Genomic DNA, 14413 nt, shown 5'->3' on the forward strand with positions numbered 1-14413 from the left:
GGACCTGCTCATGGAGCACGGCATCCTGAACGCCGTCGACGAGAGCCAGGTCGGCAAGACCGCCGCCGAGCTCGCCGCCGGCTGAGCGTGAAGATACCGGCCGGCCCGATCCGCGGGCCGGCCGGCTCGAAGGCAATCCCAACGAGAGCGAGATTTCAAGATGAGCTTGGCCGAAAAGCAGAGCGTTGCTGAAATCAAGGCGCGCAATAAGGAACTCATTGCGGAAGTTCTCAAGGTTTATCCGGAGAAGACCGCGAAGCGTCGCGCGAAGCACCTCAACGTGCACGAAGCCGGCAAGTCCGACTGCGGCGTGAAGTCCAACATCAAGTCCATCCCCGGTGTGATGACCATCCGTGGTTGCGCCTACGCCGGTTCGAAGGGCGTGGTGTGGGGTCCGATCAAGGACATGATCCACATCTCCCACGGCCCGGTGGGCTGCGGCCAGTACAGCTGGGCCGCCCGCCGCAACTACTACATCGGCACGACCGGCATCGACACCTTCGTGACGATGCAGTTCACGTCCGACTTCCAGGAGAAGGACATCGTCTTCGGCGGCGATAAGAAGCTCGCGAAGATCATGGACGAGATCCAGGAGCTCTTCCCCCTCAACAACGGCATCACCGTCCAGTCCGAGTGCCCGATCGGCCTCATCGGCGACGACATCGAGGCCGTGTCGAAGGTGAAGTCCAAGGAATACGACGGCAAGACCATCGTTCCCGTCCGTTGCGAAGGCTTCCGCGGCGTGTCCCAGTCCCTGGGCCATCACATCGCCAACGACGCCATCCGCGACTGGATCTTCGACAAGCAGGACCCGAACAAGCCCGCCATGTTCGAGGCCACCCCGTATGACGTCGCCATCATCGGCGACTACAACATCGGCGGTGACGCTTGGTCGTCGCGCATCCTGCTCGAGGAAATGGGCCTGCGCGTGATCGCCCAGTGGTCGGGCGACGGCTCGCTCGCTGAGCTTGAGAACACCCCCAAGGCGAAGCTGAACGTTCTCCACTGCTACCGCTCGATGAACTACATCTCGCGGCACATGGAAGAGAAGTTCGGTATTCCGTGGTGCGAGTACAACTTCTTCGGCCCGTCCAAGATCGCCGAGTCGCTGCGCAAGATCGCCAGCTACTTCGACGACAAGATCAAGGAAGGTGCCGAGCGCGTCATCGCCAAGTACCAGCCGCTGATGGACGCGGTCATTGCCAAGTACCGTCCGCGCCTCGAAGGCAAGACCGTGATGCTGTACGTGGGCGGCCTGCGTCCCCGTCACGTCATCGGCGCCTACGAAGATCTGGGCATGGAAGTGGTGGGCACCGGCTACGAGTTCGCCCACAACGACGATTACCAGCGCACCGCGCAGCACTACGTCAAGGATGGCACGATCATCTATGATGACGTGACCGGCTACGAGTTCGAGAAGTTCGTCGAGAAGATCCAGCCCGACCTGGTCGGCTCCGGCATCAAGGAAAAGTACGTCTTCCAGAAGATGGGCGTGCCCTTCCGCCAGATGCACTCCTGGGACTACTCGGGCCCGTACCACGGCTACGACGGCTTCGCGATCTTCGCCCGCGACATGGACATGGCCATCAACTCCCCCGTGTGGAAGATGACCAACACCCCGTGGAAGAAGTCGCCCGCCAAGCCGACCCTGCTGGCGGCCGAGTGATCGCGCACCGGTAAGCGCCTGTTCCGGCCCCTCCCGCACGCGGGAGGGGTTCCGGGCGGCTCCCCAAGTTCAAGACCCACCACAAGGGGTTCGCTATGCCACAAAATGCAGATAACGTGCTGGACCACTTCGAGCTGTTCCGTGGTCCCGAATACCAGCAGATGCTGGCCAACAAGAAGAAGATGTTCGAGAACCCCCGCGATCCGGCCGAAGTGGAGCGGATCCGCGAGTGGACCAAGACGCCCGAGTACCAGGAAAAGAACTTCGCCCGCGAAGCCCTGACCGTGAACCCGGCCAAGGCGTGCCAGCCGCTCGGCGCGGTGTTCGTGGCGGTCGGCTTCGAGAGCACGGTGCCGTTCGTGCACGGCTCGCAGGGCTGCGTGGCGTACTATCGCTCGCACTTCTCGCGCCACTTCAAGGAGCCCACCTCCTGCGTGTCCTCGTCCATGACGGAAGACGCGGCGGTGTTCGGCGGCCTCAACAACATGATTGACGGCCTCGCCAACACCTACAACATGTACAAGCCGAAGATGATCGCCGTTTCCACCACCTGCATGGCGGAAGTCATCGGCGACGACCTCAACGCCTTCATCAAGACGGCGAAGGAAAAGGGCTCGGTCCCGGCCGAGTACGACGTGCCCTTCGCCCACACCCCGGCCTTCGTCGGCAGCCACATCACCGGCTACGACAACGCCATGAAGGGTGTCCTCGAGCACTTCTGGGACGGCAAGGCTGGCACCGCCGAGAAGATCGAGCGCGTGCCCAACGAGAAGATCAACTTCCTCGGCGGCTTCGACGGCTACACCGTCGGCAACCTGCGCGAGATCAAGCGCATCTTCAACCTGATGGGCGTCGAGTACACCATCCTCGGCGACAATTCCGACGTGTGGGACACCCCCACCGACGGCGAGTTCCGCATGTATGACGGCGGCACCACGCTGGAGGACGCGGCCAGCGCCATCCACGCCAAGGCCACCATCTCCATGCAGGAATACTGCACCGAGAAGACCCTGCCCTTCATCGCCAACCACGGCCATGAAGTGCTGGCGTTCAACCACCCGGTGGGCGTCTCCGGCACCGACAAGTTCCTGATGGAAGTCTCCCGCATCACCGGCAAGGAGATCCCCGAGGAGCTCGCCCGCGAGCGCGGCCGCCTGGTGGACGCCATCGCCGACTCGTCGGCCCACATCCACGGCAAGAAGTTCGCCATCTACGGCGATCCCGACCTGTGCTACGGCCTCGCCGCCTTCCTGCTGGAGCTCGGTGCCGAGCCCACCACAGTTCTCGCCACCAACGGCAACAAGCGTTGGGAAGAGAAGATGCAGGCGCTGTTCGCGTCCTCGCCGTTCGGCCAGAACTGCAAGGTCTACGCCGGCAAGGACCTGTGGCACATGCGCTCGCTCCTCTTCACGGAGCCGGTGGATTTCCTGATCGGCAACACCTACGGCAAGTATCTGGAGCGTGACACGGGCACCCCGCTGATCCGCATCGGCTTCCCGATCTTCGACCGTCACCACCACCATCGTCGTCCGGTGTGGGGTTACCAGGGTGGCATGAACGTGCTCATCACCATCCTGGACAAGATCTTCGACACCATCGACAACAATACCAACGTTCCGGCAAAGACCGACTACTCCTTCGACATCATCCGTTGATGCCATCGACCCGGGCGGGGCAACCCGCCCGGGATTTTTGCATGACCGCGAGCCGATCCGGGGCCCCGCCCGGGCCGACCCGACAGGGAGAATCCCAGAAAATTTCCCGCGATCCAACACAGCCCCCTTGTTGAAGGAGAGATCCATGAGCTCGCTGTCCAACACGATTCAGGCCGTCTTCAACGAACCGGGGTGCGCGAAGAACCAGAACAAATCCGAAGCAGAGAAGAAAAAGGGCTGTACCAAGCAGCTGCAGCCCGGCGGCGCCGCCGGCGGCTGCGCATTCGACGGCGCGAAGATCGCGCTCCAGCCCTTCACCGATGTCGCCCACCTCGTGCACGGCCCCATCGCCTGCGAGGGTAATTCGTGGGACAATCGCGGCGCCAAGTCTTCGGGCTCGAACATCTGGCGCACGAGCTTCACCACCGACATCAATGAAACTGATGTGGTGTTCGGCGGCGAGAAGCGCCTGTTCAAGTCCATCAAAGAAATCATCGAGAAATACGATCCCCCCGCCATCTTCGTCTACCAGACCTGCGTGCCCGCCATGATCGGCGACGACATCGACGCGGTCTGTAAGGCGGCGAAGGAGAAGTTCGGCACGCCGGTGATCCCGGTGAATTCGCCCGGCTTCGTGGGGCCGAAGAACCTTGGAAACAAGCTCGCGGGCGAGGCTATCCTCGATCACGTCATCGGCACCGAGGAGCCGGAATACACCACGCCCTACGACATCAACATCATCGGCGAATACAATCTTTCCGGCGAGCTATGGCAGGTCAAGCCGCTCCTGGACGAGCTCGGCATCCGCGTCCTCGCCTGCATCTCCGGCGACGGGAAGTACAAGGACGTCGCCTCCTCGCACCGCGCCAAGGCGGCGATGATGGTGTGCTCCAAGGCCATGATCAACGTCGCCCGCAAGATGGAGGAGCGCTACGACATCCCCTTCTTCGAGGGGTCATTTTACGGCATCCAGGATTCTTCCGATTCCCTGCGCGAGATCGCGCGCATGCTCATCGAGAAGGGGGCCGATGCGGAGCTGATGGACCGCACGGAGGCCCTCATCGCCCGCGAGGAGAAGAAGGCCTGGGAGGCCATTGCCCGCTTCAAGCCGCGCTTCAAGGACAAGAAAGTGCTGCTCATCACCGGCGGCGTGAAGTCCTGGTCGGTGGTGGCGGCGCTGCAGGAGGCGGGCCTGGAGCTGGTGGGCACCTCGGTGAAGAAGTCCACCAAGGAGGACAAGGAGCGCATCAAGGAGCTCATGGGCCAGGACGCGCACATGATCGACGACATGAAGCCCCGTGAAATGTACAAGATGCTGAAGGACGCGAAGGCCGACATCATGCTCTCGGGCGGCCGCTCGCAGTTCGTGGCGCTCAAGGCCAAGATGCCCTGGCTCGACATCAACCAGGAACGCCACCACGCCTACATGGGCTATGTGGGCATGGTGAAGCTGGTCGAGGAGATCGACAAGGCGCTCTACAATCCGGTGTGGGAGCAGGTGCGCAAGCCCGCCCCCTGGGACAATCCCGAGGAGAGCTGGGAGACCCGCGCCCTCGCCCAGATGGAGGCGGAGGCGGCCGCCCTCGCGGCGGATCCGGTCGCGGCCGAGGCGGCCCGCCGGGCGAAAAAGATCTGCAACTGCAAGAGCGTCGATCTCGGCAGCATCGAGGATGCCATCACGGCGCACGGGCTCACCACGGTGGAGGGCGTGCGCGAGCACACCCAGGCTTCCGGCGGCTGCGGTGCCTGCGCGGTGCGCATCGACGAGATCTTCGAGGCCATGGGCGTCGGCGCGGTGCCGCCCGCGGTCGCGGCCGAGTGAGGAGGCGGGCATGGCGAAGCTGATCACCTCCAAGAAGGCCTGCACGGTCAATCCGCTGAAGATGAGCCAGCCCATCGGCGGCGCGCTCGCCTTCATGGGCCTGCGCGGCTGCATGCCGCTGCTGCACGGCTCCCAGGGCTGCACCTCGTTCGGGCTGGTGCTGTTCGTGCGCCACTTCAAGGAGGCCATCCCGCTCCAGACCACGGCCATGAGCGAGGTCGCGACCGTGCTCGGCGGGCTGGAGAATGTCGAGCAGGCGATCCTCAACATCTACAATCGCACCAGTCCCGAGATCATCGGCATCTGCTCCACCGGCGTCACCGAGACCAAGGGCGACGACGTGGACGGCTATATCAAGCTGATCCGCGCCAAGTATCCGCAGCTCGCCGATTTCCCGCTCGTCTATGTCTCCACGCCCGATTTCAAGGATGCCTTCCAGGACGGCTGGGCGAAGACCGTGACCCGCATGGTGGAGTGCCTGGTGAAGGTGCCGGAGCCCGGCGCGGCGAAGGACAAGGGGCGCATCAACGTGCTGCCCGGCTGCCATATGACGCCCGGCGACCTCGACGAGCTGCGTACCATCATCGAGGACTTCGGCCTTCAGCCCTCCTTCCTGCCGGACCTCGCCGGCTCCCTCGACGGCCACATCCCCGACGATTTCACGCCGACCACCATCGGCGGCATCGGCGTGGACGAGGTGGCGCGCATGGGCGAGGCGGCCTGGACCATCGCCATCGGCGCCCAGATGCGCCCCGCGGCGGAGGCCATGGAGCGCAGGACCGGCTCCAAGGCCCGCGTATTCGAGCGGCTGTGCGGGCTTGCGCCGAACGATGAGTTCTTCATGTTCCTCAGCGAGGTGTCGGGCCGCTCCGTGCCGCGCAAGTATCGCCGCCAGCGCGGCCAGCTGGTGGACGCGATGCTCGATGCCCACTTCCACCTGGGGGGACGGCGGCTCGCCATCGGCGCCGAGCCCGACCTTCTGTTCGATGTCGGTTCCATGCTGCACGAGATGGGAACGACCATCGTCGCCGCCGTCACCACCACCCAGTCGCCGGCGTTCGAGCGCCTGCCGGCGGAGGAGGTGTTGATCGGCGACCTTGAGGACCTGGAGACGCTGGCCAAGGAGCGCGGCTGCGACCTGCTGCTGACCCATTCCCACGGCCGGCAGGCGGCGGAGCGGCTGGCCATTCCCTTCCACCGTATCGGCCTGCCCATCTTCGACCGGCTGGGCGCGGGGCACCAGCTCTCGGTGGGCTATCGCGGCACCCGCGACCTCATCTTCATCCTCGCGAACCTGGTCATGAAGGACCACGACGAAAATCACGAGCCCACGCCCGAGACCTGGCGCGACCCGTGGAACGCCGATGGCCATGGTCACGGAACTGGCACGACTTCTGCAGCGCTCCCCCACTAAGAAGAACGTCGAGGCGAAAGCACCATGAAAGTCGCATTTGCTACGCAGGACATGAAGCGCGTCGACGCGCATTTCGGGTGGGCCAAGCACATCGCCATCTACGAGGTGAACCCGGAAGAGAACCACTTCATCGAGGCCATCGAGTTCGACGGCGACCTCAAGGAAGACGGCAACGAGGACAAGCTGGCCCCGAAGATCGAGGCCATCAAGGATTGTGCGATTCTCTACGTGGCCGCCATCGGCGGCTCGGGTGCGGCCCGCGTGGTCGCAAACAATATCCACCCCATGAAGGTGAACCAGCCGGAGGAGATCTCCGACCTGATCGCCAAGCTCTCCGATGTGTTGAAGGGAGCTCCGCCGCCCTGGCTGCGCAAGGCGCTGAACAAGGGCAAGGAACGCAACTTTGATTTTGAGGACTGAAGGACGCCCCCATGGCCGAAGCCGCTGAAGCCGCCGTCGCGACGGTGCCCCCCGAAGAGTCCCCCTTCGTCAAGGAGCTCATCAAGATCTGGCGCGCCCAGGACACCCATGGTGCCTGGGAGGGCAAGAAGGACCTCGACCTGGTCGAGCCCTACATCATCGACAAGGAGGCGCGTCGCGCCCTGCCGATCATCGGCGATCCCGACCCGGAGACCATCTGGCGCCTGGAGCTGTTCTTCAACGCGGTGTGCCTGCTCATCGAGCGCGAGACCCGCGTGATGATCTCGCCGATGCTGAAGATGAGCCACGAGGGCTTCGGCCGCATGGTGCTCATCGGCGGGCGGCTGATCGTCGTCAACAAGCAGCTGCGCGATGTTCATCGCTTCGGCTTCGACAATCTCGGCAAGCTGGCGGAAGAGGGCATGAAGCATGTCAACTCCGGTGTCGAGATGATCAGGAAGTTTCCCGACGTGGCCAATTACTGAGGCGACCATGAGCGACATCGAAGGCCTGAAGGCCGAACTCAAGAAGCTGTCCGCCAAGGCCACACAGGCCAAGATGGACCTTCATGACCTCTCCGAGGAGCTGCCGATCAACTGGGAGCAGATCCCGGTGGTCGCGAAGAAAGCTCACGATGCCTTCGCCGAGCTGGAGAAGAAGCGCGCCGAGCTGAAGGCCCTCGAGGCGGCCTGACGCCATGATCCCGGCGGCCCGCGGGGGGCCGCCCGAACCCCGAAAGGTCGTTCCCCCATGTCTAACGAAACCCGAGATGGTCGAGCTTGGCAGCCAGACTACCTGCTCGAGATCGATGCCGGGAAGTGCATCGGCTGCGGGCGCTGCTTCAAGGTCTGCGGCCGGGATGTGATGACGCTGAAGGGCATCAACGAGGATGGCGAGATCGTCAGCCTCGAAGATGACGACGATGACGAGATCGAGAAGAAGGTCATGGCGATGAACGACGCCGGCGCCTGCATCGGCTGCGGTGCGTGCGCCCGCGTCTGCCCGGCCAACTGCCAGATCCACGGCATGGACAAGGCGGCCTGATCTGGCCAGATCTTGAGTGTTGTTTCTTGGGAGTTGCGGCGATGACGGCGGAAGAGGTCTACGACCAGCTCATCACGACCCCCGGCCCGGTTGAATGCGATCCATTCGACCGGCACGTCGTCGCCGCCATTCTCTCCCTCGCGGTGGCGGAAGGCGCGGCCTCGGGGCAGGGCCCGCTCGAAGGCCTCGGGCTCTCGGCCGCGGAGCTGGAGAGCCTGATCTTCTTCTGGTTCCCGACAGTGTCCGATGCTGCGGCATGGTGCGACGCCTCCGCGCCGGAGATCGACAAGGAAGAGCAGTCGGTCCGCGACATCATGGGCATGTATTGCTCGCAGGGGGATGCGCTGGAGCAGGTGCTCGGCGCCATGATCGCGCGGCGCTGCAAGTCTCCCCACCACCTGTGGCAGGATCTCGGCCTGCGCAATCGCGGCGAGCTTTCGCAGCTCATGAAGCGCCACTTCGCGCCGCTGGCGCAGAAGAACCGCAACGACATGAAATGGAAGAAGTTCCTCTACCGCATGGTGTGCGGCGCCGAGGGCTTCACCCTGTGTACCGCGCCGGTGTGCGCCGAGTGCGACGACTTCCACATGTGCTTTGGCGCGGAAGAGGGGGAATCCCGCCTCGCCTGGGTGCGCAACGGCCGCCGCCCGGATGCCGGTGCGCCCTTGGCGCCTCTGGACCTGCCGCAGGCGGCGGAATAGCGCTCAGAGCCGGCGCGGCTGCGCGATCCGCTTTCAAATCACAGGCGCCGACGCGATTCATTCAAGCGCCGCGCGGGCCGGGGCGGTTTCCATTGATTCCGGCCCGGACCCGCGCGAACTCGATCATTTTTGTGGGAACGCGCCGCGCTTCACTTGGAAACGCCATGCCAGCGGCGACGTGTTTCCAAGTTGGAGCGTCGCGAAGCGGCGCCTACTTCGTGCGGCAGCGGCCGGTCTTGGTCGTTTCCTTGTCGCCGTCGTCATAGGCGATGCCGATCTTCTCGCCGGCAAGCGAGGCGATCGTGCCGGCATACCAGTTGCCCTGGCCCTTGTAATTGCACTCGACCTTCGTGCCGATCGCCCAGTCGTAAGGACGGACGTCCTTGACCGCCACGGTTTCCTTGTCGCCATCGTCGTAGCGGATGGTGATCTTGCCGTCGCCCACCTTTTCGATGACGCCCGGGAACCAGTATCCGGCACCCTTGTAGTTGCCCAGGACCCAGTCGCCGGCCGTCTGAGCGTTGGCTGCGCCAGCGCCCAGGAAAATCATCCCAGAAACGACAAAGATGGAGCTAAGTTTAAACAAGATGCTTCTCCCCGCGCCGCCTGATAGAGGCGAGTAAACGCTTATATGGCAGGGGAAGCGAATGGTCGATGAATATGTTTTAGCTATCACCAATCGCCGCAGAGGCCCGTCCGCGAAGACATTGTGATGGCAGTTCCGGCTCCGTGACGGCCCTATGCCACTGTCAGGACGCATGAACATATCAGTGCACCAAATAGGTTGCTCAGCCTATTCCGGTTGGGCCGTGCATGGCTCCGGGCGGCGGAGCCTTGCACGGCACGAGGCGTGCGGTCCCTTTTGCGCGGGCCGTCGGCTTAAAATCCAGATTTAGTCTGTTTATTTCATTAATTTCATAATTTTTATCGGCTTTAGGTTGACGCCCGTCGAACGGACGTGCAATCGTCCGGTCATGGGTTCTGCGGAGCCACCCGAATTCCGATATCTGGAGGTATGATGACCCGTCGTCTCCTGTCCTTCCGTGCGCGGCTGGCCGCGGTGGCGCTGTCGATGGCGGCCGCGAGCCCGGCCTTCGCCGCCGAGACCGCCCTGCTGAACGTCTCCTATGATCCCACCCGCGAGCTTTATGTGGACGTGAACAAGGCGTTCACCACTGAGTGGCAGAAGAGCCACGCCGGCGACACGCTCACCATCCGCCAGTCCCACGGCGGTTCGGGCAAGCAGGCGCGCTCGGTCATCGACGGGCTCGAGGCGGACGTGGTGACCCTGGCGCTCGCCTACGACATCGACGCCATCGCCGAGAAGGGGCTGCTGGCCCAGGACTGGCAGAAGCGCCTGCCGGACAATTCCTCCCCCTACACCTCCACCATCGTGTTCCTGGTGCGCAAGGGCAATCCCAAGGGCATCAAGGACTGGGACGACCTGGTGAAGCCCGGCATCAAGGTGGTGACGCCCAATCCGAAGACCTCGGGCGGCGCCCGCTGGAACTATCTGGGCGCCTGGGGCTATGCGCTCAAGAAGTTCGGCGGCGACGAGGCCAAGGCCCGCGACTTCGTGCAGGCGCTCTACAAGAACGCTCCGGTGCTCGATACCGGCGCCCGCGGCTCCACCGTCACCTTCGTGGAGCGCGGCATCGGTGACGTGCTCATCGCCTGGGAGAACGAGGCCTACCTCTCGGTGAATGAGCTCGGGCCGGACAAGTTCGACATCGTCACCCCCTCCGTCTCCATCCTTGCGGAGCCGCCGGTGGCGGTGGTGGACAAGGTGGTGGACAAGAAGGGTACCCGGCAGGTGGCCGAGGATTATCTGAAGTTCCTCTACACGCCGGAGGGCCAGGACATCGCGGCTCGCAATTATTACCGCCCGCGCAATGCCGAGGTCGCCGCCAAGTACAAGGACAAGTTCGCGCCCGTGGAGCTGTTCACCGTGGACGGGGTATTCGGCGGCTGGCAGAAGGCGCAGAAGACCCACTTCTCCGACGGCGGGGTGTTCGACCAGATCTCCGGGCGCTGACGCCGCCATCCTCCCGCCCGGCGGGAGCCACGACACCGGTTGGGGCCGGGGGCCGCGGGGTGCTATGGATGCCCCCGCGGCCCGCCCGTTTCGGCTCGCCCGCAGCGCAACAGCCCAGGGCATTTGCCAGCGAAGTGGGTACCGGTTCGCGTGAAGAAATGCGAAGTGTCAACAATCTGGAGTGTTTTCTGCGAGCAGAGAACACTCTCGGCCAGCAGCGAAACGCCACGATGCCCCATTCCGCGCTTCCTCTCGCCCGCCGGCGCCCGAAAAGCGTCATTCCGGGGTTCGGGCTCACCATGGGCATTACGCTCACGTGGCTGAGCCTGATCGTGCTGCTGCCCATGGTGGGCCTGTTCATCAAGACCTCCGAGCTGACCTTCCAGCGCTTCATCGCCATCGTCACGGCCGAGCGGACGCTGCACGCTTTGCAGGTGTCGTTCGGCCTGTCGCTGGCGGCGGCGGCGGTGAACGCGGTGCTGGGCCTCGTGGTTGTGTGGGTACTGGTGCGCTACGATTTTCCCTTCCGCCGGGTGGTGGATGCCATCGTCGACATCCCCTTCGCCCTGCCCACGGCGGTGGCGGGCATCGCGCTGACGGCTATCTATGCGGAGAACGGCTGGGTGGGCGCACTGCTGGCGCCGCTGGGTATCCAGGTGGCGTTCACGCCCCTGGGCATCCTGGTGGCGCTCATCTTCATCGGGCTGCCGTTCGTGGTGCGCACGGTGCAGCCGGTGCTGACCGACCTGGACCAGGAGCTGGAGGAGGCCTCCGCCAGCCTCGGCGCCTCGCGGGCGCAGACCCTGCGCCGCGTGGTGCTGCCGGCCATCGGCCCCTCGGTGATGACCGGTTTCGCGCTCGCTTTCGCGCGCGGGGTGGGGGAGTACGGCTCGGTCATCTTCATCGCCGGCAACCTGCCCGGCGTGTCGGAGATCGCGCCCCTGCTCATCGTCATCCGCCTGGAGGAATTCCGCTATGCGGATGCCACCGCCATCGCGGTGGTGATGCTGCTGGCCTCGTTCGCGCTGCTCGCCCTCATCAACGGCCTGCAGCGCTGGAGCGAGCGGCGCGGGAGCGCCGCATGAGCGCGCCCGCCATCGCCCCCTCGCGGCGGGCTTTCCTGTACACTATCGCGCGGGCCGCCGACGCGGGCCATTTTCCGGGACCTAGGACATGAGCATCGATATCGTCGGCGTCAGCAAGCGCTTCAAGACCTTCACCGCCCTCGACAACGTCTCCCTCGAAATCCAGAGCGGGGAGCTGGTGGCGCTGCTGGGCCCCTCCGGCTCCGGCAAGACGACGCTGCTGCGCATCATCGCGGGGCTCGACTGGCCCGATGCGGGCGAGGTGCGGTTCGACGGGGAGGACGCGCTGTCGCGCTCGGTGCGCGAGCGCAACGTGGGCTTCGTATTCCAGCACTATGCGCTGTTCCGGCACCTCAGCGTGTTCGAGAACGTGGCGTTCGGCCTGCGCGTGCGGCGCGGCCCGGCCAAGATGGCCGAGGCGGCCATTCGCGCCCGCGTCAACGAGCTGCTCTCCCTGGTGCAGATCGACTGGCTGGCGGACCGCTACCCGGCCCAGCTCTCCGGCGGCCAGCGCCAGCGGGTGGCGCTGGCGCGCGCCCTCGCCATTTCCCCGAGGGTGCTGCTGCTCGACGAGCCGTTCGGCGCGCTCGACGCCAAGGTGCGCAAGGAGCTGCGCCGCTGGCTGCGCCACCTGCACGAGGAGATGCCGGTGACCTCCGTGCTCGTGACCCACGACCAGGAGGAGGCCCTGGAGGTTTCCGACCGGATCGTGGTGATGGGCCGCGGCAAGATCGAGCAGGTGGGCTCCCCGGTGGATGTCTACCAGAACCCGGCCACCGCCTTCGTGCACGACTTCATCGGCGAGACCGTGCGCCTGCCCGGCGAGGCGCGCGGCGGCGCCCTGTTCCTCAAGGGCCGGGCGCTGGGGCTCGACGCCCAGGGCGTCGGCGACGGCCCGGCGCAGATCCTCGCGCGCCCCCATGAGGTGGAGCTGGCCCCGCCGGAGAACGCGCCCTTCGCCGGCAAGGTGCTGGCGCTGCGCATCTTCGGTCCCAACCGGCGGGCTGATGTAGAGATCGCCTCCGACAAGGGGACGACGGTGGTTGAGGCCTCCGTGCCGCTCGACCGCGAGATCGCGGTGGGCGCCCAGGTGGGCCTGCTGCCGCACCGCTACCGGGTGTTCGCCGCCACCGCTTAGAACGTTTTCCGCGCGCATTGGCTCGCGGCAATCATTCTAGCTTATTGAAGCGACGCACTTTCTGTGTGCGAACCGGTACCCGCTCGGCGTGAAAATGCTCCAAGGGCGGTCCACCCGCTCCAGCGGAAGGCCGCCCGTGCGGGCGGCCTTCGCGCCGGTGCCCTCAGGGCGCGGGGCTGCCGTGGAGCTGGAACACCGCGTTCACCTGCTCTTCCATCTGCGGTGTGAGGGTGACGGAGAGGGTCGCCAGCGTCTCCTCCAGCTGGGCGAGGGAGGTGGCGCCGATGATGTTGGAGGTCACGAACGGCCGGCTCGTCACCCATGCCTGCGCCAGCCCCACCGACGAGAGGTCGAGTTCCGCCGCGAGCGCGATGTAGTCCTTGATGGCCGCCTCGGTGCCGGGCTTCTCATAGCGCTGGCCGCGGCTGAAGAGGGTGGTGCGGGCCCCGGCCGGCCGGGCGCCGCCGAGATACTTGCCGGTGAGATAGCCCTGCGCCAGCGGCGAATAGGCCAGCAGGCCCACGCCCTCGCGGGCATGGAACTCCGAGAGGCCCGCCTCATAGGTGCGGTTGAGGAGGTTGTAGGCGTTCTGCACCGAGACCACCCTCGGGCCGATGCCCTTTTCCGCCGCCGCCAGGAAGCGGTGCAGGCCCCACGCGGTCTCGTTGGAGAGGCCGATGTGGCGCACCTTGCCGGCCCTCACCAGCGCGGCGAGGGCGCCGAGGGTCTCCTCGATGGGTACCTCCGGGCTCTCGTCGCTGCCGCGCGCGGGCGCCGAGGCGGGATTGCCGAACAGGGGCACCGCCCGGTCCGGCCAGTGGAGCTGGTAGAGGTCGAGATAGTCGGTCTGGAGCCGCCGCAGGGAGCCGTCGATCGCCTCGTTGATGTTCCGCGCGTCGAGGCGCGGGTTGGAGCCGTCGGCGCGCAGCCAGTTCTGCGTGGAGCGGCCCGCCACCTTGCTGGCGAGGATGACCTTGTCGCGATTGCCGCGGGCCTTCAGCCAGGTGCCGATGATGCGCTCGGTGGAGCCCTGGGTCTCCGGCCGGGGCGGGATGGAATAGACCTCCGCCGTATCGATGAAATTGATGCCGTGGCCGAAGGCGAGGTCGAGCTGGGCGTGGCCTTCGGCCTCTGTGTTCTGCTGGCCGAAGGTCATGGTGCCGAGGCAGATGGAGGACACGGAAAGGCCGCTGTCTCCGAGGGGGCGATACTCGAGCATGGAGGCTCCGGTGGGCGAGGGGGCGGGAATGGGGGCGCCGGGGTGGTGCGGCGCATCGCCGTCTTCGCCAGCTTAGGGCGTCCGGGGGTGCGCTGGATACTACCGTCGCAGGTCGGGAAATGCCGCGTGCAGAGGGGTCGCTGCGGCGGTCGCGCCTGCGGGCTCGTGAATTGGACGTCCGTACGATTGGCCGCGCCCGTGCAGCAAAGGCCGG

Annotated in this window: 15 protein-coding genes; 13 read left to right on the forward strand and 2 right to left on the reverse strand. The window is 65.3% G+C overall.

Annotation, left to right across the window (positions count from 1 at the left end; all coding sequences use genetic code 11):
- The 10 genes from V5F61_RS19350 to V5F61_RS19395 form a co-directional block, all read left to right on the forward strand.
- Positions 1 to 85: dinitrogenase reductase (locus V5F61_RS19350; RefSeq protein ID WP_394104057.1), on the forward strand; the 85-nt coding region annotated here is incomplete at its 5' end.
- 75 nt (positions 86 to 160) lie between these two features.
- Positions 161 to 1666 (forward strand): nitrogenase molybdenum-iron protein alpha chain, encoded by a 1506-nt coding sequence (gene nifD, locus V5F61_RS19355; RefSeq protein WP_393990417.1) that lies wholly within the window; start codon positions 161 to 163, stop codon positions 1664 to 1666.
- Between the two features lie 95 nt (positions 1667 to 1761).
- Positions 1762 to 3321 (forward strand): nitrogenase molybdenum-iron protein subunit beta, encoded by a 1560-nt coding sequence (nifK, locus tag V5F61_RS19360; RefSeq protein WP_393990416.1) that lies wholly within the window; start codon positions 1762 to 1764, stop codon positions 3319 to 3321.
- A gap of 145 nt (positions 3322 to 3466) precedes the next feature.
- Positions 3467 to 5143 carry a nitrogenase iron-molybdenum cofactor biosynthesis protein NifE gene (gene nifE, locus V5F61_RS19365; RefSeq protein WP_393990415.1) on the forward strand — a complete coding sequence of 559 codons (1677 nt, stop codon included), beginning with the start codon at positions 3467 to 3469 and terminating at the stop codon, positions 5141 to 5143.
- 10 nt (positions 5144 to 5153) lie between these two features.
- Positions 5154 to 6557, forward strand: coding sequence for a nitrogenase iron-molybdenum cofactor biosynthesis protein NifN (gene nifN, locus V5F61_RS19370; RefSeq protein WP_393990414.1), 1404 nt, complete (start codon positions 5154 to 5156; stop codon positions 6555 to 6557).
- Between the two features lie 24 nt (positions 6558 to 6581).
- Positions 6582 to 6977, forward strand: a complete 396-nt coding sequence (gene nifX, locus V5F61_RS19375) for a nitrogen fixation protein NifX (RefSeq protein WP_393990413.1) — start codon at positions 6582 to 6584, stop codon at positions 6975 to 6977.
- Positions 6978 to 6988: 11 nt separating this feature from the next.
- Positions 6989 to 7462 (forward strand): NifX-associated nitrogen fixation protein, encoded by a 474-nt coding sequence (locus V5F61_RS19380; protein WP_393990412.1) that lies wholly within the window; start codon positions 6989 to 6991, stop codon positions 7460 to 7462.
- Positions 7463 to 7469: 7 nt separating this feature from the next.
- The gene (locus V5F61_RS19385; protein WP_393990411.1) at positions 7470 to 7670 is read left to right on the forward strand and encodes a CCE_0567 family metalloprotein; all 201 of its coding nucleotides are present in this window, start codon (positions 7470 to 7472) and stop codon (positions 7668 to 7670) included.
- Positions 7671 to 7727: 57 nt separating this feature from the next.
- On the forward strand, positions 7728 to 8021 hold the full coding sequence (gene fdxB, locus V5F61_RS19390) for a ferredoxin III, nif-specific (RefSeq protein WP_393990410.1): 294 nt from the start codon (positions 7728 to 7730) through the stop codon (positions 8019 to 8021).
- Between the two features lie 41 nt (positions 8022 to 8062).
- Positions 8063 to 8722, forward strand: a complete 660-nt coding sequence (locus V5F61_RS19395; RefSeq protein WP_393990409.1) for a nitrogen fixation protein NifQ — start codon at positions 8063 to 8065, stop codon at positions 8720 to 8722.
- A 211-nt stretch (positions 8723 to 8933) separates the two neighbouring features.
- Here the strand turns inward: V5F61_RS19395 and V5F61_RS19400 are convergent, their stop codons facing one another.
- On the reverse strand, positions 8934 to 9308 hold the full coding sequence (locus V5F61_RS19400) for a tudor domain-containing protein (protein WP_393990408.1): 375 nt from the start codon (positions 9306 to 9308) through the stop codon (positions 8934 to 8936).
- Positions 9309 to 9740: 432 nt separating this feature from the next.
- On the opposite strand from V5F61_RS19400, the gene V5F61_RS19405 reads away from it, so the two are divergent.
- From V5F61_RS19405 to V5F61_RS19415, 3 genes are all read left to right on the forward strand, one after another.
- A complete protein-coding gene (locus V5F61_RS19405) occupies positions 9741 to 10757 on the forward strand; it encodes a sulfate ABC transporter substrate-binding protein (RefSeq protein WP_393990407.1) in 1017 nt (338 codons plus the stop codon).
- A 230-nt stretch (positions 10758 to 10987) separates the two neighbouring features.
- Positions 10988 to 11842 carry a sulfate ABC transporter permease subunit CysT gene (cysT, locus tag V5F61_RS19410; RefSeq protein ID WP_393990406.1) on the forward strand — a complete coding sequence of 285 codons (855 nt, stop codon included), beginning with the start codon at positions 10988 to 10990 and terminating at the stop codon, positions 11840 to 11842.
- Positions 11843 to 11930: 88 nt separating this feature from the next.
- A complete protein-coding gene (locus V5F61_RS19415) occupies positions 11931 to 12980 on the forward strand; it encodes a sulfate/molybdate ABC transporter ATP-binding protein (protein WP_393990405.1) in 1050 nt (349 codons plus the stop codon).
- 163 nt (positions 12981 to 13143) lie between these two features.
- Here V5F61_RS19415 and V5F61_RS19420 read toward each other — a convergent pair whose 3' ends face one another.
- Positions 13144 to 14199, reverse strand: coding sequence for an aldo/keto reductase (locus V5F61_RS19420; RefSeq protein WP_393990404.1), 1056 nt, complete (start codon positions 14197 to 14199; stop codon positions 13144 to 13146).
- Positions 14200 to 14413 lie beyond the last annotated feature (214 nt).

The organism is Xanthobacter sediminis (genome assembly GCF_043195015.1).
Taxonomy (GTDB): domain Bacteria; phylum Pseudomonadota; class Alphaproteobacteria; order Rhizobiales; family Xanthobacteraceae; genus Xanthobacter.

Bases quoted from the DNA above. Each gene is read 5' to 3' on its own strand.
- nifX (WP_393990413.1), top strand. From the start codon at position 6,582: ATGAAAGTCGCATTTGCTACGCAGGACATGAAGCGCGTCGACGCGCAT.
- V5F61_RS19405 (WP_393990407.1), top strand. From the start codon at position 9,741: ATGACCCGTCGTCTCCTGTCCTTCCGTGCGCGGCTGGCCGCGGTGGCG.
- nifN (WP_393990414.1), top strand. From the start codon at position 5,154: ATGGCGAAGCTGATCACCTCCAAGAAGGCCTGCACGGTCAATCCGCTG.
- V5F61_RS19385 (WP_393990411.1), top strand. From the start codon at position 7,470: ATGAGCGACATCGAAGGCCTGAAGGCCGAACTCAAGAAGCTGTCCGCC.
- nifK (WP_393990416.1), top strand. From the start codon at position 1,762: ATGCCACAAAATGCAGATAACGTGCTGGACCACTTCGAGCTGTTCCGT.
- V5F61_RS19395 (WP_393990409.1), top strand. From the start codon at position 8,063: ATGACGGCGGAAGAGGTCTACGACCAGCTCATCACGACCCCCGGCCCG.
- fdxB (WP_393990410.1), top strand. From the start codon at position 7,728: ATGTCTAACGAAACCCGAGATGGTCGAGCTTGGCAGCCAGACTACCTG.
- cysT (WP_393990406.1), top strand. From the start codon at position 10,988: ATGCCCCATTCCGCGCTTCCTCTCGCCCGCCGGCGCCCGAAAAGCGTC.
- V5F61_RS19420 (WP_393990404.1), bottom strand. From the start codon at position 14,199: ATGCTCGAGTATCGCCCCCTCGGAGACAGCGGCCTTTCCGTGTCCTCC.
- nifE (WP_393990415.1), top strand. From the start codon at position 3,467: ATGAGCTCGCTGTCCAACACGATTCAGGCCGTCTTCAACGAACCGGGG.
- V5F61_RS19415 (WP_393990405.1), top strand. From the start codon at position 11,931: ATGAGCATCGATATCGTCGGCGTCAGCAAGCGCTTCAAGACCTTCACC.
- nifD (WP_393990417.1), top strand. From the start codon at position 161: ATGAGCTTGGCCGAAAAGCAGAGCGTTGCTGAAATCAAGGCGCGCAAT.
- V5F61_RS19380 (WP_393990412.1), top strand. From the start codon at position 6,989: ATGGCCGAAGCCGCTGAAGCCGCCGTCGCGACGGTGCCCCCCGAAGAG.